Consider the following 24,399-nt stretch of genomic DNA (forward strand, 5'->3'; position numbering starts at 1 on the left):
TTCAAATGTACTTTTAATTAGATTAGTTAATGTAACCTAAAGCTTTTAGCTGAGCAGTCATTTCAGCAAGCATTTCTTCCATTTGCTTACCCCACTCGTCAGCACCAACTACACTAGTGTCATCAAGACCAATTTCAGTTAAGAAATTTTTGTAATAGTTGTGGCTCATAGCTTTCATCATTCCAGCTTCTAATTGTTTAACTCTTTCTGCTGGAGCACCTTTTTTAGTTACGAAACCTCTAACAGTAGATAAAGAAACAGGAATTCCTAATTCTTTAGCTGTTGGAGAGTCACCAATTTTAGCCATTCTATTATTTGCTAAAACAACTGATACACAAAGTTTACCTTCGTTGATTTCAGTTAATGCTTCACCTAAGTTTAAAACACCTACATCGATATCACCTTTGATAAGGTTAGTTTTAATTGGCGCTACACCTTTGTAAGCAACAATAGTTGGATCTGTTAATCCACCTTTTTTAGTAAATGCAATTGCACTAACATCATCAATACCACCAGTGTGTGTTGTTCCATATTTTAGTGATTTTGATTTTTGCGCGCTAATGAATTTTTTAGCATCTTTAATTTCATTGTTACAGTTAACAACAAATAATTGAGGATCATCTGTACCTCTTGCTAAAGGCTGCATATCGCTTAATTTTACTTTAGTTTTTCCTAAAGCCATCGATACTGCGTGACCAGTAGTCCAAGTTAAAGTGTGGTTACCATCTGCAGGTAAAGACATCATGTAATCCATAGATGCTGCTCCACCACCACCTTTTTTGTTAACTAACTGCATATCTTGTTTAAGAACTCTTCTCGCTCTTAATAACATCATTCTAGTAGTAACGTCAGTTCCACCACCAAAACCAGCGTGAGTAATTGCTTGTATTGGATGTCCATCAGCTTTTGCAGATGTGATCATTAATGGAAGAGCTACAATAAAAAATTCAGTTACTAAAAAAGCAGCTGCTAAAAATAGTTTAAAGCTTTTTTTCATTATTTCCCTCTTTAGTTTATTTAGTTTTTATATATATAACTTATATATAAATATATAATCATACTCAGATATAATACGTAAAGTAAAAAATGACTCAAACAAAAGCTAACATAGCTCTACTACTTGGTGATCCTGCAGGAATAGGACCTGAACTTATTTCAAAATTATTAAGTGAAGAAATAACAAATAAAGCAAATATTGTTGTTATTGGCGAAAAACAAATTCTCGAGAGTGGAAATAATGTAACTGGCAACTCTCACAAACTTGAAATAGTTGAAAATTTTGATCAAATTGATTTTAATAAATCAAACAGATTTTTATTAGATATATCTAAAGGAAAAAACCATAATTATAAAATAGCTGAACCTTCAAAAGAATCAGGTGAAAGTGTTTTAGAAGCTTTAGATTTAGCATTAACTCTTGCTAAAGAAAAAAAAATTGATGCTATTAATTTTGCTCCAATGAATAAGACAAGTTTAAAGCTTGGAGGAAATACCCATTCAGATGAATTACAATTAATGGCTGAAAAATTAGATGTAAAAAGTTTTTGTTGTGAGTTTAATGTTATAGATAATTTTTGGACTGCAAGAGTAACCTCTCACATTCCAATTAAAGAAGTTGCACAGCACATCACAAAAGAAAATATCTTAAAGCCTATTAGATTAATTAATGAAGTTATGGAATTGAATGGCGTAAAAAATCCTAGAATAGCAGTTCAAGCACTTAACCCACATGCTGAATTTGGCACTGAAGAAAAAGATGAAATTATTCCAGCAATAGAAGAAGCAAAAAAGCTCGGATTTAATACAGATGGTCCGTTACCATGTGATACTTCTTTTGTAGTTGCTTATAAAAATAAAAACCATGATTGTATGGTTGGAATGTATCATGATGCACTTCAATCTGGACTTAAAGCATTTGGTTTTGATAGAGGAGTTACTGTTCAAGGTGGATTAACTGTTCCTGTAACAACTACTGCACATGGTTCTGCGTTTGCAATTGCTGGTAAAAATGAAGCTAACTTAGCTCCAATTTTAAATTCATTTAAAATTGCACTATCAATGGCTGAAAATAAAAAGAAGTTAAGCTAAGCTTTAAATTAAACCCGCATCTACTGTAAAATTTTGTTTAGTACATCCAGATGAAACATCTGATGCTAAATATAAAACCATCCTTGAGACATCCTCAGGTAATACTTGTTTTTTAAGACACTGTTTATCTAAAATTTCTTTTTTAAATTTTGGATTTAACCATAATTTTGACTGTCTTTTAGTTGCAACTGAACCAGGGGCAATAGAGTTTATTCTAATATTATGTTGCCCTAAATCTCTAGCTAAAGATTTTGTTAAACCATAAATTGCAGCTTTTGCAGTACTGTATGCTGGAAACATAACTGCTCCTCTAATCCAACTAACAGAACCTAAATTTATAATTGATCCACCTTTATTTTTAATCATACTTTTTTTAACTGCTTGAATAGCAAACACATAGTGTTTCAAATTTATTGCCATTCTGTCGTCCCAGTATTTTTCGGTAACTTCTTCAAGTGTGTGCCTTTGATCATTGGATGCATTATTTACTAAAATATCAATTGGGCCTTTTTTTTTAATAATGCTCTGGATTAGAGTTTTGTATTTTTTTATATTTTTAATATTGCAAAAATGAAAAGTAGGTATTTTTTGTTTTTTCTTTTTTATTTTCGAAATTAATTTTTGAGCTTCTTTTTTATCTATATCAAAAAAATAAACCTCAACACCTTGTTCACAAAGATGCTCAACAATTGATGCACCGATACCAGATGCTCCACCTGAAACTAAAGCACGTTTATCTTTTAAGTCAAAATATTGAACTTTCATTAGAATATCAATTTATGATTAGTTTAATATTTTTTTTATTTCTTCTAAAGTAAAAGGTTTTGGTTTTTTGCAGGTAGTTTTTATTTCTTGTGGAATACCTGTTTGAGATGCTCTCATAGTTGAGTCTATTATATCTAAAACATGTAATGAAAGATCACCATTACATCTATGTTCTAAATTGTTTTCAATTGCATAAGCCATCTCAGATAGACCGGCTCCTCTATAATTTGCATTTGTTGGAGATTCATTTGCTCTTGAGCTTTGACTTTTAATATTTATCTTTCCTAAAGGCATCATATCTGTTTTATGCTCACCCCAATTACCACCAGCAGTTACTGAAACAAAAGCAGATCCACCAAACATGTTTGGATCTGGAACAATAATTGATCCTTTGTTACCATACAATTCTATATGGTTTCTTTGATGAGCGACCACATCAAAAGATAAAGTAATCTGTATAATACAATCATTTTCGAATTGTATAGTTGCAAGATAAGTTGTTGGAGTTTCTACTTTAAATTTTTGACCTTTTTTTGGACCTATCCCAATTTCTCTTTCTTCAAAAACTTTTGTACATCTTCCTTGTACTTGTTTTGCTGGACCAATTAAATTTACTAATGCTGTAAGATAGTATGGACCCATATCTATCACAGGACCCCCTTCATTTTCAGCAAACCAAGGTTCTGGGTTTGGATGATAAGATTGCACTCCAGGAAAGGCAAAGATAGCATTACCTAATTTAATGTCACCAATTACACCGTTATCAATGAGTTCACGAGTTTTCTGAATTCCCCCACCCAAAAAAGTATCTGGTGCATTTCCAATATAAAGATTTTTCTCTTTAGCAAGTTCAACTAATTTTTTTCCATCTTCAAAGTTAACAGCCATGGGTTTCTCGGCATAAGAATGTTTACCATTTTCTAAAGCCATTTTTGAAACTTCAAAATGTGCACCAGGAATTGTAAGGTTTAATATTATTTCAATCTCTTTATCTTTAAGAAGTTCTTCAACAGTTACAGCTTCAATATTGTAATGAATTGCACACTTCTTCGCTGTTTCCATATTAATATCAGCGCATTTAACAATTCTGATATTATTGAAATACTCCTGAGCTCTAAAATAAGTTTCTGAAATATGACCACATCCTATAAGGCCTACTTTAAATACTTTGTTCATAAAGGATTAAATACCTTGTCTTTGTTTGCTTCTTCCTTCTTTGTAAAGTTTTAAAGCTTCTTCATTTTCTTTAGTAGTTGGTATTTCTAAAGTTGGACTATCCCAAAAAGATGATCCTTCTACCCATTTATAAGCATGAGTTTTAATTGAAATAACATAAGTTACATCAGATGCTTTAGCTCTTTTAAATGCAGCTTCAAGATCTGAAATTGAAGTAACGTGTTCAGATTTAGCCCCCATACTCTCTGCATGTTTTGCAAAATCTACATCAACTAAGCCAGGTGTGTTTGAGCTCTTTAATAAGTTGTTATACTCTTTTCCACCTTTGAATAATTGAAGTCGGTTTATAACTGCAAAACCTCCATTATCACAAACAACGATGATCAATTTATTTTTTGTAATTACTGAAGAATAAATATCAGTATTATTTAATAGATAAGAACCATCGCCAACAAATGAGATCACTTCTTTATCTGGATTAGCCATCTTAATTCCTAATGCTCCAGATATTTCATAACTCATACAACTAAAACCCCACTCTGTTTCATGAGTATTAAGTTCTCTTGGTCTCCATACTTGAATTACTTCACCCACCAAACCTCCTGCAGCTGTAACTGCAATGTCTGTTGGATCAGAATTTCTATAAATAGCACCAATTACCTGAACATAACTTGGAACTTCCTGATTAGTTGGAGCGCTCTCTTTATCTATATGTTCATTCCATGACTTAAGTTCAGTTTGAGATTTCTTATTCCAATCCTCTCCTGCTTTCCAATCACCTAAAGCTTGAGAAAGTTCAGTTAATGAAACTTTTGCATCTCCAACAACAGCTTGTGCTAAATGTTTGTTGGCATCATATCTTGATACATTAATTGAGACTAATTTGAAATTTTCGTTTTCAAAGTTTGCCCATGATCCTGTTGTAAAATCAGCAAGCTTTGTACCTATTGCAATAGCAAGATCAGTTTGTTTTGCTAATGAGTTTGTATTTTTTCCACCAAGTCCTCCTATTTGACCTGCAAAATGTGAATGATCTCTCTTCATTGTTGAATAACCCATTACAGTTTGTGTAACTGGAATATTGTGTTTGATTGCAAACTGACTTAACTCTTCCATTGCATCTGAATAAAAAACTCCCCCTCCAGATATTATAATTGGATTTTTTGAAGATTTAATTTTTTCAGCCGCCTCTTTAATTTGAAATTCATCTGGTCTTGGTCTTCTAATTGTATGAACTTTTTCTTGGAAAAATTCTTCTGGATAATCAAAAGTTTGACCTTGGATATCTTGACTTAACGCAATACATGCAGGACCACAATCAGCAGGATCTAACATTGTTTGAATTGCTATAGGAAAAGATTGAATTATTTGTTCAGGTCTAGTGATACGATCAAAATATCTTGTAACTGGTTTGAAAGCATCGTTTGCAGTTATGCTTGGATTATTAAAATGTTCAACTTGTTGCAATACTGGATCTGGCATTCTATTTGCATAAGTATCACCTGGTAAAAATAAAATTGGCAATCTATTACTCATTGCAACTGCTGCTGCAGTAACCATGTTGGTTGCTCCTGGGCCAACAGATGATGTAGCAACAAAAATTTGTTGTCTTCTTTTAGCTCTAGCATACCCTATTCCAGTTAAAGCCATATTCTGCTCATGATGGCCTCTATAAGTTGGTAATTCTTTTTGATTTTCTTCAAGTGCTTGACCCAAACACGCTACATTTCCATGTCCAAAAATTCCAAAGACACCAGGAAAGAGTGGTTCTTTTTTGCCATTAATTAATATTTTTTGAGCTATTAAATATTTAACGATTGCATGTGCACAAGTAAGAGTGATTTTTTTCATAAATTAGTTTATTTTTTTTTATGTATAGTGTTTATATATTTATATTTATAAAATAAAAAACCTAACTTAGTAAACCTTAAAAAAAAATAAAAAATTATGTATAGCAAATTTGGACAATTCATTGATGGAAAATGGCAAGAAGCAGAAAAAAAAGAAACCTATGATGTAATCAATCCTGCAACAGAGGAAGTGATTGGAAAAGCATCAAAAGCATCTTCAGTGGATGTACAAAAAGCATTAAAGTCAGCTGAGAAAGGTCTTAAAGTTTGGAGCAACACTACACCATGGCAAAGATCATATGTAATTAGAAAAATTGCAGATCTAATGAGAGAAAAAAAAGATGTTCTTGCTAAATGGTTAACACTTGAAGTTGGTAAACCTCTTGCTGAAGGAGTTGGAGAAGTTGGTGGAGGAGCAGATATATTTGAATGGAATGCCGAAGAAACAAAAAGAATATATGGTCAAACAGTTCAAAGTAGATTTCCAGATACAAGAGTTCATGTTTATTATCAGCCAGTAGGTGTTGTGGCTGCTTTAATACCATGGAATTTTCCAATTATTTTGGCTGCAAGAAAAATTTCAACAGCATTAGCAGCAGGTTGCTCTGTAATTTGTAAGCCAGATGTAATTACACCTGGTGCAGTTATGGAATTAGTTAATATTTGTAAAGAAGCAGGAGTTCCTGATGGTGTGGTTAATTTATTATCTGGTGATCCTGCAGAAATTTCAAATGAGTTGTTAGAGTCTGATATTATCAAAAAAGTATCAATCACAGGCTCAACAAGAGTTGGTAAATTAATATTAAAGAAAGCTGCAGATAAAGTCCAAAGAGTAACGATGGAACTTAGTGGTCATTCACCTTTCATAGTTTGTGATGATGTTGATATGAATAAAGTTGCAGATATTGCGATAACTGCAAAATTTAGAAACAACGGGCAAGTTTGTATCTCTCCAAACAGATTTTATATTCAAGAAAATAAAAAAGATGAATTTCTAGGTGCTTTTATGGATAGAGCAAAGAAATTAAAAATCGGAAATGGTATGGATGAAGGTGTAGAGCTTGGTCCTCTTACAACTGCAAAAAGATTAGAAGAAATTGAAAAACTAGTTGAGACAACAAAAAATGAAGGAGCTGATGTTTTAATGGGAGGACAAAGACCTTCTGGTTTTAACAAAGGTTATTTTTATGAACCAACTGTTTTTGATAACGTAAAAGATGATTTTACAATTATGAGAGAAGAACCATTTGGTCCTTTAGTGCCAGTTCTTACGTTTAAAACATTTGATGAAGTTATTGAAAGAGCAAACAATAACGACCTTGGTTTATGCAGTTATTTGTATACAAATAACATGGATCAAGCCAACAGAGGCTCTGAAATGTTAGAGTCTGGTTGTGTCGCTGTTAATACTGGTGCAGTTGCTGTAGCAGAAGCTCCTTTTGGTGGTATCAAACAAACTGGTTATGGACGTGAAGGTGGATCAATGGCGATCAAAGATTATCTAAACGTTAAATACACGCACATGGCATTAAAGGTATAATTATGAGAAAAAATAAAATTAAACAAATGATGAAAGACGGTAAACCCGTCATTAATGGTTGGTGCGCAATTCCAAGTACTGCATCTGCAGAAGCAATGGCACATCAAGGTTGGGACTCATTAACTATAGATATGCAGCATGGATTAGTTGATTACAGTAATGCTCTTCCGATGCTTCAAACAATTTCGACAACAGATGTCACTCCACTTGCTAGAGTTAATTGGAATGAGCCAGGACAAATAATGAAAATTTTAGATGCTGGTTGTTATGGAATTGTTTGTCCAATGGTCAGTAATAGAAAAGAAGCTGAAAATTTTGTTCAAGCATGTATGTACCCACCTGATGGTTACAGAAGCTTTGGTCCTGTTAGAGGATTAATTTATGGTGGTGCAGATTATGCAGATCACGCTAATGAAGAAATTCTTAAATTAGCAATGATAGAAACTAAAGAGTCTTTAGAAAATTTAGATGAGATAATGTCTACACCAGGTGTTGATGGAATTTATATTGGGCCTGCAGACTTAAGTTTAGCAATTGGAGAAAAACCTGGATTTGATCGAGCTGAAACTACAAAAGCTTATTCTGAAATTTTGAGAATTCTAGAACATGCAAAGAAAAATAATATTTTTGCAGGAATTCATAATGGTACAACAGACTATGCAACGAAGATGATTGAAAAAGGTTTTGATTTTGTAACAATAGCTTCTGATTTAAGAGCTTTAAGTGCTGGCGCTAAAGCAACTGTTGATAAGATGAAAGGTTCTTTGTCTAAAAAAGACAACGACGCTACTTATTAATCAAGTTGATTTAAAAATTCTTCAAACTGATTTTTATCTAAATTAGAGGATTGTTTCTTGCTTGGAAACTTTCCAGCCATAGAATCTTTTTTAAATGCTTTAAGAGCTTTAACTCTTTCAACCTTAATTTCATTTCTAAGTTTTAATAAATTTCCATAAGCTTTAGAATGTCTTGGAGGATTTTCAGTATCACCACAAATATCTTCCATAAATAAATACATCACATCTGCATTTCTTCCAGATCCTAAAGAGACAGTTACAATATCTGTTCGTTTAGAAATTTCTCCCATTACATTTTCAGGTATTACTTCACACTCAGCAGAAAAAGCTCCTGCATCTTCTAATCTTTTAAATTTTTGGAATAACTCATAAGCCTCATTTGCAGTTTTACCAACTGCTCGAAGTCCACCTATCCAAGTTGATTTTCTTGGAACTAATCCTAAGTGACCCATAACAGGCACATCTTCTTTTGCTAGCATTTCTACTATGTCCATACTTCTTGGTGTCATCACTGCATCAGCACCATTTTCTAAAGCTTTGAACGCTCCACGCATAATATCATCTGCTGTAACAAATTCGTTCAAAACTAAAGCTGCGGTTAAAAAAAGATTTTTGGACCCTTCCCTAACTGGAATAACATTTTTAGCGTTAGCAATAATCATGTCAAAGCCAGCTTTTTCAGCAGCTGAAGCTTCATCAACAGTATTTGCGGTAACTTGAGTAAATTTTCTTTTACCTTTGGTTGCTTTTAAATCACCTACTGTAGTTGATCTTTTGGCTGGTTTTGCAGCCCATGTATATACATTCTTCATTAAATACCTTTATAAAGAACGTCTCTTCGATCAATAAATTCCTCAAAAGTCTTAATGGTAACAACTGATGGTAAAATAAAAATTGATCTTTTGTCCTTTTCGTTTCTAATAATTCTAAAATAACCTTTCTTGATTGCTGTATCGATATAAACATTAGAAGTTAAATAAGATTTCTCTATAACTCTTAATAGTTCATTTTTTGTAATAGATTTATTTTTATAATAAGCAAGCATAACCATGTGCAGCATAATCCAATGTTGAGGTGTCAGAGAAAACCAATTTAATAAATCATTTGCTAACCTTCCCTCAAAATCTCCAAGCGAAATTTCAGCTAATGTAATTCTTTTCTGAGTTGATTTTGAAATCTTTTTCTGTTCTTCAAAATTTTTTGGATACTTAAACTGTCTTTTCATTTAAATAAACTTAAACTTATTAAGTTTTCTATTCAATACTATTTTTGCTTATTAGCTCTTTATAAATGTTATTTACTCTATGCACTTCTGAGGCTGTATTAAAATATCCTTCATATTCTATTTCATCTGGTGTTACATCAAAATGGTAATGACCAGCATCTTTATCGTCTTCATAAGAATGAAAATGAGTATGTTCACCAGACTCTCTTAAATTCAATTCTCCTCCAGTAGGATCTCCAGTCCAAAGAACTGTATAACACTGTAATTTTGGACCAACAGGTTCATAAAATTGAAGAAAATCTTTTACACACTTCATTTGTTTTGGATCATAGTATTCATGTTTGATATCTTTATAATCTGGTTGAACATGCGATCTTACTTTTCCTTCTAAAATTCTAAACACACCCGCGATAGCAATGTGTTCATTTTCATTTAGGTTTAAATTATTAGATAAAGAAGACCTCATTGCTTGCGGAAGTGAACCTTGATTACCTGATCTTCCTTTGATTTTTATTTTAATTACTTTTCCTTGTTTACCATCTGTATAATAAATATTTCCAAGTCCACCGTGTTTTCGTGCGCTATATTTTTCAACAATACATTTTTTATCAGGACTTACTCTTGCAATTATAGATCTAGATTCGTCAGTAATTAAATTTTCATTAATTACTAATTCTCCGCAGTGACCATCTAAACACGACATTGCACCAGATCCAGCACCTAATGCATAAGATTTTTCTGATCCAATCATTTTAGAAATTTCTTGGTAATCAAATTCAGCACCGATAAAATTAGGATCATGCATGTATGGCTCACCACCAACATCAATGATTTTTTGGTTACCGCTTATCCCTTCAGATGGACAATCCCATTCACGAAGATTAGGACAATCTACAACTTCAACTTCTACATTTTTAAAATTTTCTGAAAGTCCTTTTTTTAATGCATTCGCTATATCTTCAAGTGAATGATTTGTGAAAGTTCCTTTTTCTATTTTTAATTGCATGATGTTAATAAGCTATAATTTATTTTGCATATTGTCTATAGATAATATATATAATTTCTATACATAAATAATTTTAAAAAGGTAACGATGATAAATAAAGATTTAAAAGTAGCCGTATTAGGCGCAGGTGCAATGGGATGTCTGTTTGGAGGATTGCTAGCTGAAAAAGGTTTAAATGTAACTTTAATTGACGTTTGGAAAGAGCATGTTGATGCAATTAATAAAGATGGTTTGAAAATGGATGGTCACGGTGGTGATCGTATAATTAAAGTTAATGCTACTTCAGATCCATCATCGTTAGATAAGATGGATGCAGTGATTGTTATGTGTAAAGCAACTGCGTTAGAACCAGCGTTAAATAGCATTAAAAATATTATTGGTGAAAAAACAGTTTTCATGTCTTTTCAAAATGGAATTGGTCATGAAGCAATAATTCAAAGTATCGTTGGAAATGAAAAAGTAATCGGTGGAACAACAACACAAGCTTCTAATATTTTAGGACCAGGTCATATAATGAACCATGGCGCATTGCCTTCATGGATCGGTGAATATGAAGGAGGAATAACGGAAAGAATTACAGAAATAGCTGATACTTTTACTGCACATAATTTAGAAATGATTGCAGCTGAAGATGTTAAAAAAAGAAAATGGATGAAGCTTTTTGCTCTAACAGCGATTGGTCCTCTTTCAGCTATATTTGACCTACATCACACCGATCTTTACGTAAATAATAAGGCTAATGATGTTTCAAGAGGGCTTGGTAAAGAAATCATTTTAGAGACAAGAGAAGTAGCACTTGCTGATGGAGTTAATGTTTCTGAAGATGAGTGTCTATTTATGTTCAATAAAATTGTAGATTCTATGCAAACTAACAAATCTTCAATGGCTTTTGATGTTCAATACAAAAGAAAAACAGAAATTGATTTTATAAGTGGTGCTGTTTCTAAAATTGGAAAAAAACATGGAGTAAAAACACCTTTAAATGACCTGATGTATAAAATGATCAAGGTAAAAGAAGGTATGTATAGTTAATGCTTAAAATTAATCGATTAAAAAAAATTAAAAGTAATTTTCCTGTACTAGTTGGAGATAAAGTCGTTGAGAAAAATACTTGTAATTTATTAATTGATGAAATTAGTAAATCTAAAGCTTTTGATGACATGATAATGGGTGGTCGAAGCAGAATTAATAAAGGCTCAAAAAATTTTAATAACTATATTAAATCTTCAAATAATTCTGCAAAACTCTTCAAACTTTTTAATAGCAAGGCATTTTATAAAAAAATTGAAACTCTTTTTTCTAAAAATTTTAAAGATGGATCTTGGACAAACACTCACAAACCAAAAATATTTAATCAAAAAAAATTTACTATTAAAAAGAAATTAAATTCAAGTGAATTAAAAAAATTATTAGGAAACAATTACACGAACCCAAAAGTTAATTTAGATATTGATTTTTCGGTTTCTAAAGGAGGATACAGACTGCGTCCTCATAGAGATGATATTACGAGATTGTATAATTTCTTAATTTATCTAACAGATATTCCAAAGAAAAATGGAGGATCACTTACAATTTATAGAAAAAAATCAAAGAAAAATTTAAGAAAAAGTTTCAGGCGATTTCCAAAAATGAGTGAATTAGAAATAGTAAAAGCATTTACTCCAAAGAAAGGAACTGTGGTATTTTTTCAATCTACACCAAATTCTTATCATGGAGTTAAACGTTTTATAGAAAAAAACTGTCCAAAAAGATTTTTTATTTATGGAAGTTACGCACTCAATAAGCCAGTTATTTGGAATTATAAAGGAACAGCTTACTATCCACATATCATCAGTACGAAGAAAAAAATGTTAACTTCTTTTCATGATGCAAATTATTTAACAACTGCTCCTAAGAATTGATATTGTTAAAAATTTCTACTAGGTTCTATTAATGCCAAATAATCTACAAAAGAAATTATTTGAACAAGGATATTTAAAAGTAAAAAATGTTCTTAACTATCAAAGAGATTTAAAGCCAATCCTTAATGACATGGAATTTGTAATGGATTGCTTAATCCAAAAATTTGCGAAAAAAAAGGATGTAAAAAAAGTTCTTAATTTAGATTTTAAAAAAAAATATTCTTATATATCGAAATTAAAAATTGATGATTTAGATCAATATTTTAATACTAGATTGCCAAGAGATCACGTTAAGAAAGATAGTGATTACTTTGCTACTCAATCTTTATGGAATTTAATTACTAATAAAAATATTTTAGATGTTGTTGAAAAAATTTTGGGAAAAGAAATCATGTCTAATCCAGTACAAAATACTAGAATTAAACAACCTGAAAAAAAATTACCAAAAGGTTCAATTTTAGACGGTTTAAGTGGAAGAACACCTTGGCATCAGGATGCTGCAGTTCTCAGTCCTAAAGGGCAAAAATTGACTGACATGGTTACTGTGTGGATACCTTTTACAAAAACTACAAAAAAAAATGGATGCATGATTACTGTTAAGAAAATTAATAAAATGGGATTATTAAATCATATTGCTGGTTATAGAGGCCAAGTAGAAATTAAAGACAGTAAATTACTGGATAAAATGCAGCATATTCACTTAGAGGCAGACGTTGGAGATGTAATTCTTTTGCATAAACATTCAATTCACTGCTCCTTACCTAATAGATCAAATGATTTTAGAATAAGTGCAGACCTTAGATACAATGTAGCTGGTCAACCTTCTGGGAGAGATCCACTTCCAAATTTCTATGTAAGAAGCAAAAATAAAAAAAATCTTAAAATTCAGAATTTTAAACAATGGTTAGCTCTTTGGGAAAAAGCAAAAGAAAAATGTATTCCACGCAAATATGCCTTTAAATATCCTTTGCCGACGTTTAAGAATAGTAAAAAAGATCTTTCAAAATTATTATAAAAATTAACAAATGAATTCAGTAACTACCCGTGTCTACTCGGTAGACTTTTTTTTAGCAATTCTTGGTTATTCCTTATTTGTTATCATGGACTCTATAGCAAAAGAATTGACAAATTATTATCATGTAACACAAATAATATTTATTAATTCTTTATCGGCATTACTGCCAATTTTACTTTACACGCAAGTTAGAAATTCTTGGAAAAAAATTAAGACTAAAAACTTTTTTGTACATTTGGTTAGAGCAATAACTTTAATAATTTCAATGGGATTATTTTTTCTTTGTATAAATAAACTTCCACTGACAACCATGTATAGCATAATCTTCTTTACACCCTTTGTGTTAACAATTGGTTCTGTAATTTTTCTAAAAGAAAAAGTAAGTTGGAGAAGATATACGGCAATATTAGTAGGTTTTATTGGAACAATAATTGCAATCGATCCTTTTGGAAAAGAAATTAATAACTATGTATTATTGGCATTATTAATACCAATTTTTTCTTCAGTAGGTCATTTGTTGGTTAAAAAATATGGTCAATCAGAGAGTGTGTATTCATTTTTAATAATTGGAAAGTTAATCTTAATTGTTATTTCAGGTGTGATTACATTTGAGCTTTATATACCAATGACTAAAACAGATTTTTTCTTAAATTTTAATGCAGGTTTATTAAGAGGAATGGGAATGATTTTTATTATAAATTCTGCTCGACATCTTCCTGCTTCAATATTTGCAAATACACAATATGTTCAATTATTAATTGGTGCATTGATCGGTTTTTATATTTTTAATGAAATCCCTACTTGGAATATTTATTTAGGAAATGTTTTTATAATTGGTGCTGGAATTTATATTGTTTTAAGAGAGATAAAACTTTCTAGAAATATTGTTTCAAATTCAATAAGACCAACAACAATTTCAATAAAAAAGTAAGTTATTCAATTTAAGTTAAAAATATATATAAATAAGTATGGCTAAAATCTTAATAACAGAGTTTATTAACCAAGGCAGTTTGAACGATCTAAACAGTAGTTTTGAAATCAAATTTGATGAAAAGCTTTGGGAAAAAAAGGATGAGCTTAAAGAAATTATTAAAGATTATGATGGTTTAATTGTCAGAAATAAAACTCAAGTAAATAAAGATATTTTATCTAACGCTAATAATTTAAAATTTATAGGAAGATTGGGTGTTGGTTTAGACAACATTGATACTGAATTTTGTAAAACCAAAAATATCCATGTCCAACCTGCAACTGGTATGAATGCAGACTCTGTAGCTGAATATGTGATTTCATCTTCTATGTCTTTAATAAAAAAAATTCCTATGTTTCATCATGGAACAGTCAAAGGTGATTGGCCTAGAACAATCATTAAATCTGCTGAAATAAATGAAAAGTGTATTGGAATAGTAGGTTTTGGTACCATCGGCAGAAAGGTTGCGGACTTTGGTTTGAAAAATGGTCTAAATGTTTTGGCTTACGACCCTTACATTAAAAAATTAGATGATAATGAAAAAAATTATAAATTATCTTCATTAGAAGATGTATTTAAAAATGCAGATATTATTTCTTTACACTTACCATTAACAGAAGAGACTAAAAATTTAATCAACAAGTCTTCATTCTCTAAAATGCAAAAACAGCCAATAATAATTAATACTTCTAGAGGTAGTGTTGTGAATGAGAACGATCTTATAGATGCTTATAATCAAAATATAATTTCAGGATTTGCATTAGATGTGTTTGAAAATGAACCTATTAAAAAAGATTTATACGAAAGAATAACATCTGAAATGAATTGTATTTTAACTCCTCATATTTCAGGTGTGACAACAGAGTCAAATATAAGAGTTAGTAATTTTATAGTTAAAAAGGCGATAGATTTTTTTAAGTAATTATCTCGTTTAGCTTTACTACTCTTCCAAGTTTAATTGATGTCTCAGCAGCTTCTCCAACAGCAACTGCAATTAATCCATCATTCAAAGATACCTCTGGCTTTAATTTATTTTTTACTGCATTTATAAAGGCTAAATGTTCATAATAAGTTGACCCATGATGATGTCCTGCTTCAAGTATTTTTGGATCTACACTAATACTTTCTTGTTTAATTTTTCCATCTCTCATACCAATTCTTACATCAGAAGTAGTTTTTCCAGACTCGTTTGAAGGAACTGAAGTTTCAATTTTACCGATATTTCCTGTTGCGGTTAACTCTTCTTGCATTTCAGAATTTTCAGCAAACATACAAAGCTCAAGCATACTTCTTGAGCCGTTCTCAAAATTAACAATTACGTAAGCATTATCAATAATATCTGGTTTTTTTCCATCATATTCCTCATCTAAATGATTTACATCTTGTCCCCCACTCGCATAAACACTTACGGGCTCACTCTTAATAATAAAACGCATCAAATCAAAAAAATGACAGCACTTTTCAACTAAAGTTCCTCCAGTATTTTTTTCAAATCTGTTCCAATCATTTACTTTTTTTAAAAAAGGAAACCTGTGTTCTCTTATTGTTAATGTTTTTAGGTCACCAATTGTTTTGTTGTGAATTTCTTTAATAAATTTTGAAACAGGAGGCATGTACCTGTATTCCATTGCAGTCCAAAATACTGATGGATAATCTTTAGTAAGTTTTTCTATTTCTAAACAATCTTTTGTCTTAGTACACAAAGGTTTTTCAACCAATATGTGTTTCTCAGTTTGAATTACATCTTTTAAAATTTGAATATGAGTAAAATTAGGAGATGAGATTATATATACATCGACTAAATTTTCTTTAATCAAATCTTGATGATTTTTAAAGCAAACAACTTCCTTTTTGAGGAGTTCTTGGCACTGTTTCAAAGACTCTTCGTGAGGATCTGAAAGAGCAACTACTTCAGCTTCGTCTATCAAAGATAAATTTAAAATATGTTCTCGAGCCATCGTGCCAGCTCCAATTATTCCATATTTAATTTTTTCCATATTTATTATCTATCAGTTTAATTAAATAAATTTAATCAATTGTTAATCCACTTGGTACTTTTTTTGGTTTACCGAGTGGTCTTTGATTTCCACTTTTTCCAGTTAGAGATTGTAAAAAAGAGACTAATTGATCAATTTCTTTTTCACTTAAATCTATTGGCTTGATATCTATACTTGAAATAATTCTATCCTGTTCTCTTTTGTCAGAAAAAGTCACAAAATCTATTTTTTCTAACCATGGAGCCTTTGGTAAATTTGCATATTGAGGTTTCCAATTTTTATTCATAGTTACTGGATTTAAATGATGTTTAATTATGCCCTTAAGTGTTGGATAAGCACCATTATGACCATAAGGTGCCGTTAAAGAAACATTTCTTAGCGCAGGTGTTTTAAATTTATACATGTCATCCACATCATCTGTTTCAACCATTCTTCCAACATCACGTGCATAAGGATCGAAAGGTCTGGTTCTGCCCGGTCCAAATTGTGGAATACCTATTGAATGAAATTTTTGATCAGACAATAAAGACCCTGAATGACATGAACTACAATTAGCCTTGCCATAGAATAAATTCATACCTGCAATCTGATTTTGATTTAAAGCTGATTTATTTCCGTTTAAATATTCATCAAATGGAGAGTCAAAAGATGTCCATTCATGAATTTCAAAAGCTGCAATTGAGTTTACTATATGTGTAATATTTATGTCTAAAGCATTATCCACATCATCAAAAGCATGTTTAAACATCTCAACATATTCAGGAACTCCTCTTATTCTATGAGTAATCACAGGCCAAACTCTATCAATTCTCATGCTGTCTTTACCAACTTTTGAAACCAGTCCTATAATTTCATTTTCACCTGGATTTCCAGCCATTTCGAATTGTCTTGTCATTGGAAATAAAGCTTGTACCGCTACTATATTATCTAGACCTTTTGGAAGCAGTTCTTGTGCTGGGGTATTAAAACCATTTCCAAATATATCAGATTTAGTCACTCTTCCATCATGAAGTAATGTGGTAATATCTTTAAATCCTAAATTCCATAATGCTAAAGCGTTTCTTGGAATACGTTTTTTAATTTTATCATCCCCTGATCCAGCTGTTCTTTCTAATCCAATACCATGTCCTCCTTCACCAATACCTAATGAAAGTCCATCAGACCCTCCTAGATCATGGCTATGACAAGTTGCACAAGCAATATTACGATTGGCAGATAAAATTTTATCATGAAATAAAAGTCTTCCTATTTTAACCTTTTCCATATCAACTTTATGAAAATCATTACTTGTTAAAGGTTTTGGTAATTCAATTGAATATGTTTTGTTTGCTGAAATTAAAAATGGAATTATAAATATTAATATTTTTATATGTTGAGATACTTTTTTATAATTTTTTTTATTCCATCTATAGTTTTTGCAGAAATTGAAAATGCTAGAGATTTGATGGAAGCTGGAAAATTTCAAGAAGCTATGGAAGAACTGATGCCAGCTGCCAGATCTGGGAACGCTGATGCTGAAGAGCTTATTGGAATAATGTATGCAATGGGTCTTGGAGTTGAGCAAGACGATGTTAGAGCTTTTGAATGGTATCTTAGATCTTCGATGAAAGGTCATCCTGGTGCTCAATCGGGTGTTGGGTGGTATTATGAAATCGGTAGAGGACTTCCTGCCCCTGATCTTGTTAGAGCTTACATGTGGTATGGTTTGTCTGCTATTGGAGGCGATCCTGATGCTGCGATTTCTCAAGAAGAAGTTGTTAAAAAAATGACTCCTGAACAAATTGAAAAAGCGCATATACTTATTAAAGATTACAAAGCTTGGATTTATCCGTTTAGGTAATGAGGCGAATAATTAAATCCGCCCCATCATTAAATTAAGATTATAAGTCTTTGTCGTATGCACTTGATGCTTTTTTCTCAGCATCAGCAACTGCACTTGTTAAAGCGTCAAAGATTTGTCCTCCACCTTTAACGTTTGACTTAAACCAATCATAAACTGGACTAGCAGCTTTTTTGAAACTAGCTTTTTGTGCTGGAGTTGGAACATATAAATCTCCACCGCCTGCTACAAAGTCTTCATACGCTTTGATTGATTTTCTTTTTGGAGATGCAAATGTAGCTTGTTGCAATGCATAAAATCCATCCGTAATAACTTTCTTAAGTTCTTTTGGCATAGATTGATATTTTGCATTGTTCATCCACCAAAGTGCTCCCATGTATGCATGGCCATCTAAAGTAACATATTTTAGACCTGCATCTGGAAACTTCATGTTCATAATGTCAGTTATTCCATTTTTAGAACCTTCAACTACACCTGTTTGAAAAGATGTAAATAATTCTGGCCATGGAATAGGAGTTGGTGATGCACCTAAAGCTCTTACAAGCTCTTGAGGTAAGTCAGCTACAACAGTTCTGATTTTTAGACCTTTCATGTCTGATGGTTCTGCAACTCTTCTTTTAGTGTTAGCAAAATTTCTCCATCCACCAGTATTTCCGATAGTCATTAATCTTATTGTATCGCCTGAATCTTTAAGAGCCATTTGTCTCATAGTTCTTACAAAATCACCTTGCATAACATCTTCAGCAATTCTGTCGTCTGCCATTAGGTATGGTAAATCTAAAACTTGAACGTATGGGAATACACCAGCTGCTCCTCCAGAAGTAGAAATGTAAACGTCGATGCTTCCATCAGAAACACCTTGTAAACATTCTGCTCCTTTAGAACATAACTGTGTACCTACGAAAAGTTCTACAGATATTTTTCCATTTGATGCTGCTTCTACATAGTTTTTAAATACTACTGCACCATCATAGTCTTCATCTTGATCATTAGAGTTCATTGTCATTCTTAAATTGTAATCAGCAGCTGAAACAGAAGCTGTAAAACTAATTAAGAATAATAATGAAAAGAATGATTTAATTAATTTACTCATTATTATTTCCCTCTCTTTAAATATATATTAAAGTATAGAAACTATACCTAAATTGAACCTCTGTGTCTATTATCTAAAAATTAAAATTATTTTGCAAAACCTGTAAGTAAAGGAATGGTCATTGAGATTGACGGGAAGTAAGTAATTAAAAATATTACAATTGCTTCTACTGCTAAAAATGGCAATATTGCTTTTGATATAGTTTCAACTCTTTCACCAGAAACTGAGGATGCAACAAATAAAACTAAACCCATTGGTGGTGTTGCTAAACCAACAGTTAAATTAACTGACATAATAATTGCAAAATGAACTGGATGTACACCTAATTCTACAAACACTGGTCCAAGTATTGGTCCTAAAATAATTATTGCAGGACCAGCATCTAAAAACATTCCAACAACAAAAAGTAAAATATTTATAAGAAATAATAAAATATAAGGATTATCAGTTAATCCTAAAACAAATTCAGCAAGATATTCTGGTGCATGAGATAAGCTAACAACTGTTTTAAAAGCCATTGCAGCACCAACCAAAAGTAATACTACAGATGAAACCATTGCGGCTTTTGTCATAACCTTAGGTACGTCTTTCAACTCTAAAGATTTTAAAACAAACAAACCAATAAACATTGCATAAGCAGCTGCAACTGCAGATGCTTCAGTTGGAGTAAAAATTCCTCCAAGTATACCTCCTAGAATTATAACAGGAGTCATTAATGGGAAAAAAGCTTTCAAGGAAGCTTTTCCTCTTTGTCTCCATGTTGTCTTTTTTGTTACAGCAGGAAAATTATATCTTTTAGCCATAAACTTGATTGTAACCATCAAACTAACACCAACTAAAATTCCAGGAATAATACCTGCTAGGAATAAGGCAGCTACGCTCTCTCCCATGACGTATGCATAAATAATCATTATTCCTGAAGGTGGAATAATTGGACCAATTACTGAACTCGCTGCAGTAATTGCTGCTGAAAATTTTTTAGTATACCCTTGCTTCTCCATTGCAGGAATTAACATTGAACCAATTGCAGAAGTATCTGCAACTGCAGATCCAGATAGGCCAGCAAAAAGCATTGAAGTTAAAACATTAACATGTGCCAAGCCACCCTTTAAATGCCCCATCATCGCCTGGCTAAATTCTACTAACCTTTGAGTAATTCCTCCCCTATTCATTAGCTCACCAGCTAACATAAAAAAAGGAATTGCCATTAAAGGAAAGCTATCAATACCATTGTAAATATTTCTATAAAGCATTGCTCCATCTCTAGATTGATCATTCAGCCAAAGTAAAATTCCAGGAGCAGCCAACAATCCAAAAAATACTGGTAATCCAATTAACAAAAATAATAAAAATAAAGGGAGAAACCAAATTAACATTATTGTGTCTCCAATTTTTGTTTATCTAAATCTTCAGGTAACTCTAATTTTGTAAAATTACTTAAAAAGTTTCTTAAAATTAACTCTATGTTTACTGAAATTAAAAAAATAATTCCAACAGGTAACGACATATACATCCAGGCTAATTTTATTGGCTCTGCTTTGCCGCCAATTAAATTAAATGGAATTTTGATTGAAGCTGAATTAAATATCCATCCAGCATTAATGTGTTTCAAACCTAATTCAAGTCCAATGATCAAAACAAATAAAGATATGATCAATAAAAATAAGGTTAAAAAAGTTGATATGATTTTAGGTAAAAATCTTTCCAGCATATCAATTGAGACAAAACCACCCCACCTATAAGCTGAAGGAGCAATTAACCCTGTCATCCATAGCATTAAAAATCTTGCAACTTCATCAGGCCAAGGTAATGCGTTGTTGAGAACATATCTAAAAAAAACCTGGATCATAATTACGACAACCATTAAAAAAATTGCGATCCATGCAAATTGTCTTCCAATTCTTAGAAAAAAAGTATTTATCTTTTCAAGAAAGTTAAAAATGTAAAGTAGAGTTTTTATAGTTAAATTCACAACTAAATTTATTTTAATAAGAAAATAATTACAACTTTTTAAAAAACTATTTTACATTGTTAGATATTTTTCGTATTAGAAAAGCCTTCAACAGAAAAGCTTAAATAAAATTATGAGTAATAAAAAGAAAATTCTAGTTATCCAAAAAGTTCATGATAAAGGCATGGAATTAATTAATAACCATCCAGATTTTGATGTAGAGGTAACTGACGATGTTTCAGTAGAAAACTTAAAGGCAAAAATAAAAGATTGTGATGGTGCTTCAATTAGAATAGCAAAACTACCAGGTGAGGTAATTAACGAAGCCAAAAATCTTAAAATAATATCTAGACATGGAGTTGGCTACGATAATATTGATTTAAAAACAGCTAAAGAAAGAGATATCAAAATTGCTATTACGGCCAATGCAAATGCAGTTACAGTTGCAGAGCATGTTATGTTTGTCTTGCTAAATATTGCAAAAAGAAGAGAGCTTTATCATACGACTGTTAAAGAAGGTAATTTTAAAGATAGAAATAAATTACCTAAAACTATTGAAGTATGGAAAAAAAATTTCCTAATAATGGGATTTGGTAGAATAGGTAAAGCACTTATTAAAAGATGTTTAGGATTTGAAATGAATGTATTCGTCTATGATCCATTTGTAGATAAAGATACAATAGAGAAGCTTGGTGGAAAAAAAGTTGATAATCTTGAAGATGCAGTAAAAACAATGGATGTAATATCTTTACATATGCCTTTAACAGAAAAAACAGAAAATCTTATTAATTATGATTTACTTAAAACGATGAAGAAAAACTGCATCATCATTAATGCCGCTAGAGGTGGAATTATTCATGAGGAAGATCTTGATAAGGCTTTAAATGAAGATTTAATATTTGGAGCAGGAATTGATGTATTTAAACAAGAGCCACCAGAAAATGATAATCCTCTTTTAAAGAATGAAAAAGTTTATTTAAGTCCACATACAGCAGCATTTACTGATGAATGTATGACAAGAATGGGTGTAGAAACAATTCAAAATATAATTGATTATTTCGATGATACATTGGAAAAATCAAAAATTGTAAGACTGTAGTAAGAAATTAATCTTAAAGTTTAGGTTTATTTTTATTGAAAGTTAACTTTTGTAAATCTCAATACCGCTAAGATTTAAAGTTTCGGTTAAATACTTGTAACCTATTTTTGCATATTCAAATGGATTTGCTTTTGCAGGATCTTGTTCTGCCTCTACTACTAACCATCCAGAATAATTTTTTTCTTTCAACACATCAAATAAAGGCTTGTAATCAATACATCCATCACCTGGAACTGTAAATGCACCTTCTAAAAATGCTCCTCTAAAACTTAAGTCTTCTTTTAAAGATTTTTCTAAAACATTTTTTCTAATGTCCTTACAATGCATATGGATTAATCTTTCGCTAAAGTCATTTAATATTTTTAACGAGTCTCCCTGAGCAAATAACATATGACCAGTATCTAATGTTAGTTTTACACTATCATGAGTGTTCTCAAGTAGTCTTACTGTATCTTGTTCAGTCTCTATTACTGTTCCCATATGATGGTGATAAGCAAGCGGCATACCTTCATCCTCAAGATATTTTCCCATTTCAGAAATTTTTTCATAATATTTTTTACACTCTTCAAGATCCATTTGAGGTCTTGTAGATAATTTTCGATTTGGATCTCCTTGAATTGAGTCAGACACTTCAGCAAAAACCATACATGGTGAATCACAATCTTTAAAAAGTTTTAGTTGATCTTGAATGAGATTTTTTTCTTCATCAACACTATTTGTTCTTAAATTAGCTCCATACCAACCTGAGCAAAGATTTAATTTAAATTCGTTAAGCTTAGGTATTAATTCTTCTGATTTTTTTGGAAATTTACCACCAGACTCAATTCCAATAAACCCTGCTTGACTAGCTTCAGATAAACATTGTTCTAAAGAAGTATCACCACCCAATTCTGGCATATCATCGTTACTCCAAGCAATTGGTGCTATTCCTAATTTTACTGACATATTAATTATTTAAAAAGTTAAATTTATTTTTAAATTATGATGTTTTGTGCATCAAGAAAATTATAATTTAATTTGATGTTTAATTCATCATTTAAAAATGTTTCTTGATTTTATTTTTTAATTCTGTTCTATATTCTTATGCTTAACTTTTCTTTAATGGGAGCAGGACGAATTGGAAAAATGCATGCTAAATTTATTGCAGCACATCCGAATGCAAAATTAAAATATATATATGATGTTAATTCAGAATTTGCTAAAGAAGTATCAAAATCAACAGGATGTTCAATTGCATCTTCACCTGAGGAAGCAATAAATTCAGATGATGTAGATGCAGTTCTTATCGCTTCAGCTACACCAACACACACTCAATTTATCACAATGGCTGCAAAAGCAGGAAAAGCAATTTTCTGTGAAAAGCCAATTGATTTAGATATCAATAAAGTAAATGAATGCATGGAAAATATAAAGGGAACAAACGTTCCTATTCAAATCGGCTTTAATAGAAGATTTGATGCAAGTCATGCAAAAGCTCAACAAGCAAGAGTAAAAAAAGAAATTGGTGAATTAGAAATGGTTGTTATTACAAGTAGAGATCCTGAGCCCCCAGGGATTGACTATCTAAAAGCTGCAGGAGGATTTTTTAGAGATACAACTATACATGATTTCGATTTAACTAGATTTATTTTAGGGGATGATCCTGTAGTTCAGATATCTGCATTTGGAGGTGCTTTGTTTGATAAAAATTCACAGAAAGAAAAAGATCTAGATACAGCAATGTTTATTCTAAAATCAAAAAAAGGAGTTTTAATCCATATTAATAACTCTCGAAGAGCAGTTTATGGATATGACCAAAGAGTAGAAGTGTTTGGAAGTAAAGGTATGGTAATTTCAAACAATCAAACCCCAACTTCTTTAGAAAGATACACAAGTACATCTACAAATGAAAAAGAACCCATACATTTCTTTTTTATTGAAAGATATGAGCAAGCTTACAGAGATCAATTTAATGAGTTTGTAAAATGTGTTGAAGATAAAACAAAACCATTAGTAGGATTTGAAGATGGAAGAAACGCTTTAATAATAGCTAATGCAGCATATGAATCATTTGAAAGTGGCAAAGTTGTAGATGTAAAATTCTAAA

24 protein-coding genes are annotated in these 24,399 nt (G+C 31.3%); 11 read left to right on the forward strand and 13 right to left on the reverse strand.

What is annotated here, in order from left to right; genetic code table 11:
• Window positions 1-22 precede the first annotated feature (22 nt).
• A complete protein-coding gene (locus ACTTAX_RS02800) occupies window positions 23-997 on the reverse strand; it encodes a Bug family tripartite tricarboxylate transporter substrate binding protein (RefSeq protein WP_440692684.1) in 975 nt (324 codons plus the stop codon).
• An 89-nt stretch (window positions 998-1,086) separates the two neighbouring features.
• Here ACTTAX_RS02800 and ACTTAX_RS02805 point away from each other — a divergent pair, with 89 nt between their 5' ends.
• Window positions 1,087-2,088, forward strand: a complete 1,002-nt coding sequence (locus tag ACTTAX_RS02805) for a 4-hydroxythreonine-4-phosphate dehydrogenase PdxA (protein ID WP_440692686.1) — start codon at window positions 1,087-1,089, stop codon at window positions 2,086-2,088.
• A gap of 3 nt (window positions 2,089-2,091) precedes the next feature.
• On the opposite strand, the gene ACTTAX_RS02810 is transcribed toward ACTTAX_RS02805, so the two are convergent.
• From ACTTAX_RS02810 to iolD, 3 genes are read right to left on the reverse strand one after another with little or no spacing between them, the layout of a single operon-like run.
• Window positions 2,092-2,853: an SDR family NAD(P)-dependent oxidoreductase gene (locus ACTTAX_RS02810; protein ID WP_440692688.1), complete on the reverse strand. Its 762-nt coding sequence runs from the start codon at window positions 2,851-2,853 to the stop codon at window positions 2,092-2,094.
• Window positions 2,854-2,871: 18 nt separating this feature from the next.
• Window positions 2,872-4,029 carry a Gfo/Idh/MocA family protein gene (locus ACTTAX_RS02815; RefSeq protein WP_440692690.1) on the reverse strand — a complete coding sequence of 386 codons (1,158 nt, stop codon included), beginning with the start codon at window positions 4,027-4,029 and terminating at the stop codon, window positions 2,872-2,874.
• A gap of 6 nt (window positions 4,030-4,035) precedes the next feature.
• On the reverse strand, window positions 4,036-5,880 hold the full coding sequence (gene iolD / locus ACTTAX_RS02820) for a 3D-(3,5/4)-trihydroxycyclohexane-1,2-dione acylhydrolase (decyclizing) (RefSeq protein WP_440692692.1): 1,845 nt from the start codon (window positions 5,878-5,880) through the stop codon (window positions 4,036-4,038).
• A gap of 96 nt (window positions 5,881-5,976) precedes the next feature.
• Between iolD and ACTTAX_RS02825 the strand changes: the two genes are divergently transcribed.
• Together ACTTAX_RS02825 and ACTTAX_RS02830 are read left to right on the forward strand one after the other, a co-directional pair.
• Window positions 5,977-7,419: an NAD-dependent succinate-semialdehyde dehydrogenase gene (locus tag ACTTAX_RS02825; RefSeq protein WP_440692694.1), complete on the forward strand. Its 1,443-nt coding sequence runs from the start codon at window positions 5,977-5,979 to the stop codon at window positions 7,417-7,419.
• A gap of 2 nt (window positions 7,420-7,421) precedes the next feature.
• Window positions 7,422-8,216, forward strand: coding sequence for an HpcH/HpaI aldolase family protein (locus ACTTAX_RS02830; protein ID WP_440692696.1), 795 nt, complete (start codon window positions 7,422-7,424; stop codon window positions 8,214-8,216).
• Here the strand turns inward: ACTTAX_RS02830 and ACTTAX_RS02835 are convergent.
• From ACTTAX_RS02835 to ACTTAX_RS02845, 3 genes are read right to left on the reverse strand one after another with little or no spacing between them, the layout of a single operon-like run.
• Window positions 8,213-9,028 carry a 3-methyl-2-oxobutanoate hydroxymethyltransferase gene (locus ACTTAX_RS02835; protein ID WP_440692698.1) on the reverse strand — a complete coding sequence of 272 codons (816 nt, stop codon included), beginning with the start codon at window positions 9,026-9,028 and terminating at the stop codon, window positions 8,213-8,215. The genes ACTTAX_RS02830 and ACTTAX_RS02835 overlap by 4 nt on opposite strands.
• On the reverse strand, window positions 9,028-9,441 hold the full coding sequence (locus ACTTAX_RS02840) for a MarR family transcriptional regulator (protein ID WP_262589473.1): 414 nt from the start codon (window positions 9,439-9,441) through the stop codon (window positions 9,028-9,030). Before ACTTAX_RS02840 ends, ACTTAX_RS02835 begins: the two co-directional genes overlap by 1 nt.
• Before the next feature lie 28 nt (window positions 9,442-9,469).
• A complete protein-coding gene (locus ACTTAX_RS02845; RefSeq protein WP_440692700.1) occupies window positions 9,470-10,447 on the reverse strand; it encodes a DUF1907 domain-containing protein in 978 nt (325 codons plus the stop codon).
• Between the two features lie 87 nt (window positions 10,448-10,534).
• On the opposite strand from ACTTAX_RS02845, the gene ACTTAX_RS02850 reads away from it, so the two are divergent.
• From ACTTAX_RS02850 to ACTTAX_RS02870, 5 genes are read left to right on the forward strand one after another with little or no spacing between them, the layout of a single operon-like run.
• On the forward strand, window positions 10,535-11,479 hold the full coding sequence (locus tag ACTTAX_RS02850; protein ID WP_262589476.1) for a ketopantoate reductase family protein: 945 nt from the start codon (window positions 10,535-10,537) through the stop codon (window positions 11,477-11,479).
• Window positions 11,479-12,348: a 2OG-Fe(II) oxygenase gene (locus ACTTAX_RS02855; RefSeq protein ID WP_262589477.1), complete on the forward strand. Its 870-nt coding sequence runs from the start codon at window positions 11,479-11,481 to the stop codon at window positions 12,346-12,348. Before ACTTAX_RS02850 ends, ACTTAX_RS02855 begins: the two co-directional genes overlap by 1 nt.
• A gap of 31 nt (window positions 12,349-12,379) precedes the next feature.
• Complete coding sequence (locus tag ACTTAX_RS02860; protein ID WP_440618617.1) at window positions 12,380-13,363, forward strand: phytanoyl-CoA dioxygenase family protein; 984 nt, start codon at window positions 12,380-12,382, stop codon at window positions 13,361-13,363.
• Window positions 13,364-13,373: 10 nt separating this feature from the next.
• A complete protein-coding gene (locus ACTTAX_RS02865; protein ID WP_440692702.1) occupies window positions 13,374-14,294 on the forward strand; it encodes a DMT family transporter in 921 nt (306 codons plus the stop codon).
• A 37-nt stretch (window positions 14,295-14,331) separates the two neighbouring features.
• Window positions 14,332-15,255 (forward strand): NAD(P)-dependent oxidoreductase, encoded by a 924-nt coding sequence (locus ACTTAX_RS02870; protein ID WP_440692704.1) that lies wholly within the window; start codon window positions 14,332-14,334, stop codon window positions 15,253-15,255.
• On the opposite strand, the gene ACTTAX_RS02875 is transcribed toward ACTTAX_RS02870, so the two are convergent.
• Both ACTTAX_RS02875 and ACTTAX_RS02880 read right to left on the reverse strand, forming a co-directional pair.
• On the reverse strand, window positions 15,248-16,330 hold the full coding sequence (locus tag ACTTAX_RS02875) for a Gfo/Idh/MocA family protein (protein WP_440692706.1): 1,083 nt from the start codon (window positions 16,328-16,330) through the stop codon (window positions 15,248-15,250). The genes ACTTAX_RS02870 and ACTTAX_RS02875 overlap by 8 nt on opposite strands.
• A gap of 31 nt (window positions 16,331-16,361) precedes the next feature.
• The gene (locus ACTTAX_RS02880) at window positions 16,362-17,594 is read right to left on the reverse strand and encodes a cytochrome-c peroxidase (protein ID WP_440692708.1); all 1,233 of its coding nucleotides are present in this window, start codon (window positions 17,592-17,594) and stop codon (window positions 16,362-16,364) included.
• Window positions 17,595-17,699: 105 nt separating this feature from the next.
• Here ACTTAX_RS02880 and ACTTAX_RS02885 point away from each other — a divergent pair, with 105 nt between their 5' ends.
• Window positions 17,700-18,170: a tetratricopeptide repeat protein gene (locus ACTTAX_RS02885; RefSeq protein ID WP_262589483.1), complete on the forward strand. Its 471-nt coding sequence runs from the start codon at window positions 17,700-17,702 to the stop codon at window positions 18,168-18,170.
• A 40-nt stretch (window positions 18,171-18,210) separates the two neighbouring features.
• On the opposite strand, the gene ACTTAX_RS02890 is transcribed toward ACTTAX_RS02885, so the two are convergent.
• The 3 genes from ACTTAX_RS02890 to ACTTAX_RS02900 form a co-directional block, all read right to left on the reverse strand.
• Entirely contained in the window at window positions 18,211-19,263 is a 1,053-nt protein-coding gene (locus tag ACTTAX_RS02890; protein WP_440635021.1) for a TRAP transporter substrate-binding protein, read from the reverse strand.
• 86 nt (window positions 19,264-19,349) lie between these two features.
• On the reverse strand, window positions 19,350-20,639 hold the full coding sequence (locus ACTTAX_RS02895) for a TRAP transporter large permease (RefSeq protein WP_440692710.1): 1,290 nt from the start codon (window positions 20,637-20,639) through the stop codon (window positions 19,350-19,352).
• Entirely contained in the window at window positions 20,639-21,235 is a 597-nt protein-coding gene (locus ACTTAX_RS02900; RefSeq protein WP_440692712.1) for a TRAP transporter small permease, read from the reverse strand. The genes ACTTAX_RS02895 and ACTTAX_RS02900 overlap by 1 nt, the downstream gene beginning before the upstream one ends.
• A 112-nt stretch (window positions 21,236-21,347) precedes the next feature.
• Here ACTTAX_RS02900 and ACTTAX_RS02905 point away from each other — a divergent pair, with 112 nt between their 5' ends.
• Window positions 21,348-22,313: a hydroxyacid dehydrogenase gene (locus tag ACTTAX_RS02905; protein ID WP_440692714.1), complete on the forward strand. Its 966-nt coding sequence runs from the start codon at window positions 21,348-21,350 to the stop codon at window positions 22,311-22,313.
• A gap of 42 nt (window positions 22,314-22,355) precedes the next feature.
• Here the strand turns inward: ACTTAX_RS02905 and iolE are convergent, their stop codons facing one another.
• Window positions 22,356-23,258 (reverse strand): myo-inosose-2 dehydratase, encoded by a 903-nt coding sequence (gene iolE, locus ACTTAX_RS02910; protein ID WP_440692716.1) that lies wholly within the window; start codon window positions 23,256-23,258, stop codon window positions 22,356-22,358.
• A gap of 138 nt (window positions 23,259-23,396) precedes the next feature.
• Here iolE and iolG point away from each other — a divergent pair, with 138 nt between their 5' ends.
• The gene (gene iolG / locus ACTTAX_RS02915; protein ID WP_440676695.1) at window positions 23,397-24,398 is read left to right on the forward strand and encodes an inositol 2-dehydrogenase; all 1,002 of its coding nucleotides are present in this window, start codon (window positions 23,397-23,399) and stop codon (window positions 24,396-24,398) included.
• Window position 24,399: the final 1 nt, after the last annotated feature.

The organism is Candidatus Pelagibacter sp. HIMB1695, assembly GCF_052047655.1.
In the GTDB taxonomy this organism is placed as follows: Bacteria; Pseudomonadota; Alphaproteobacteria; order Pelagibacterales; family Pelagibacteraceae; genus Pelagibacter.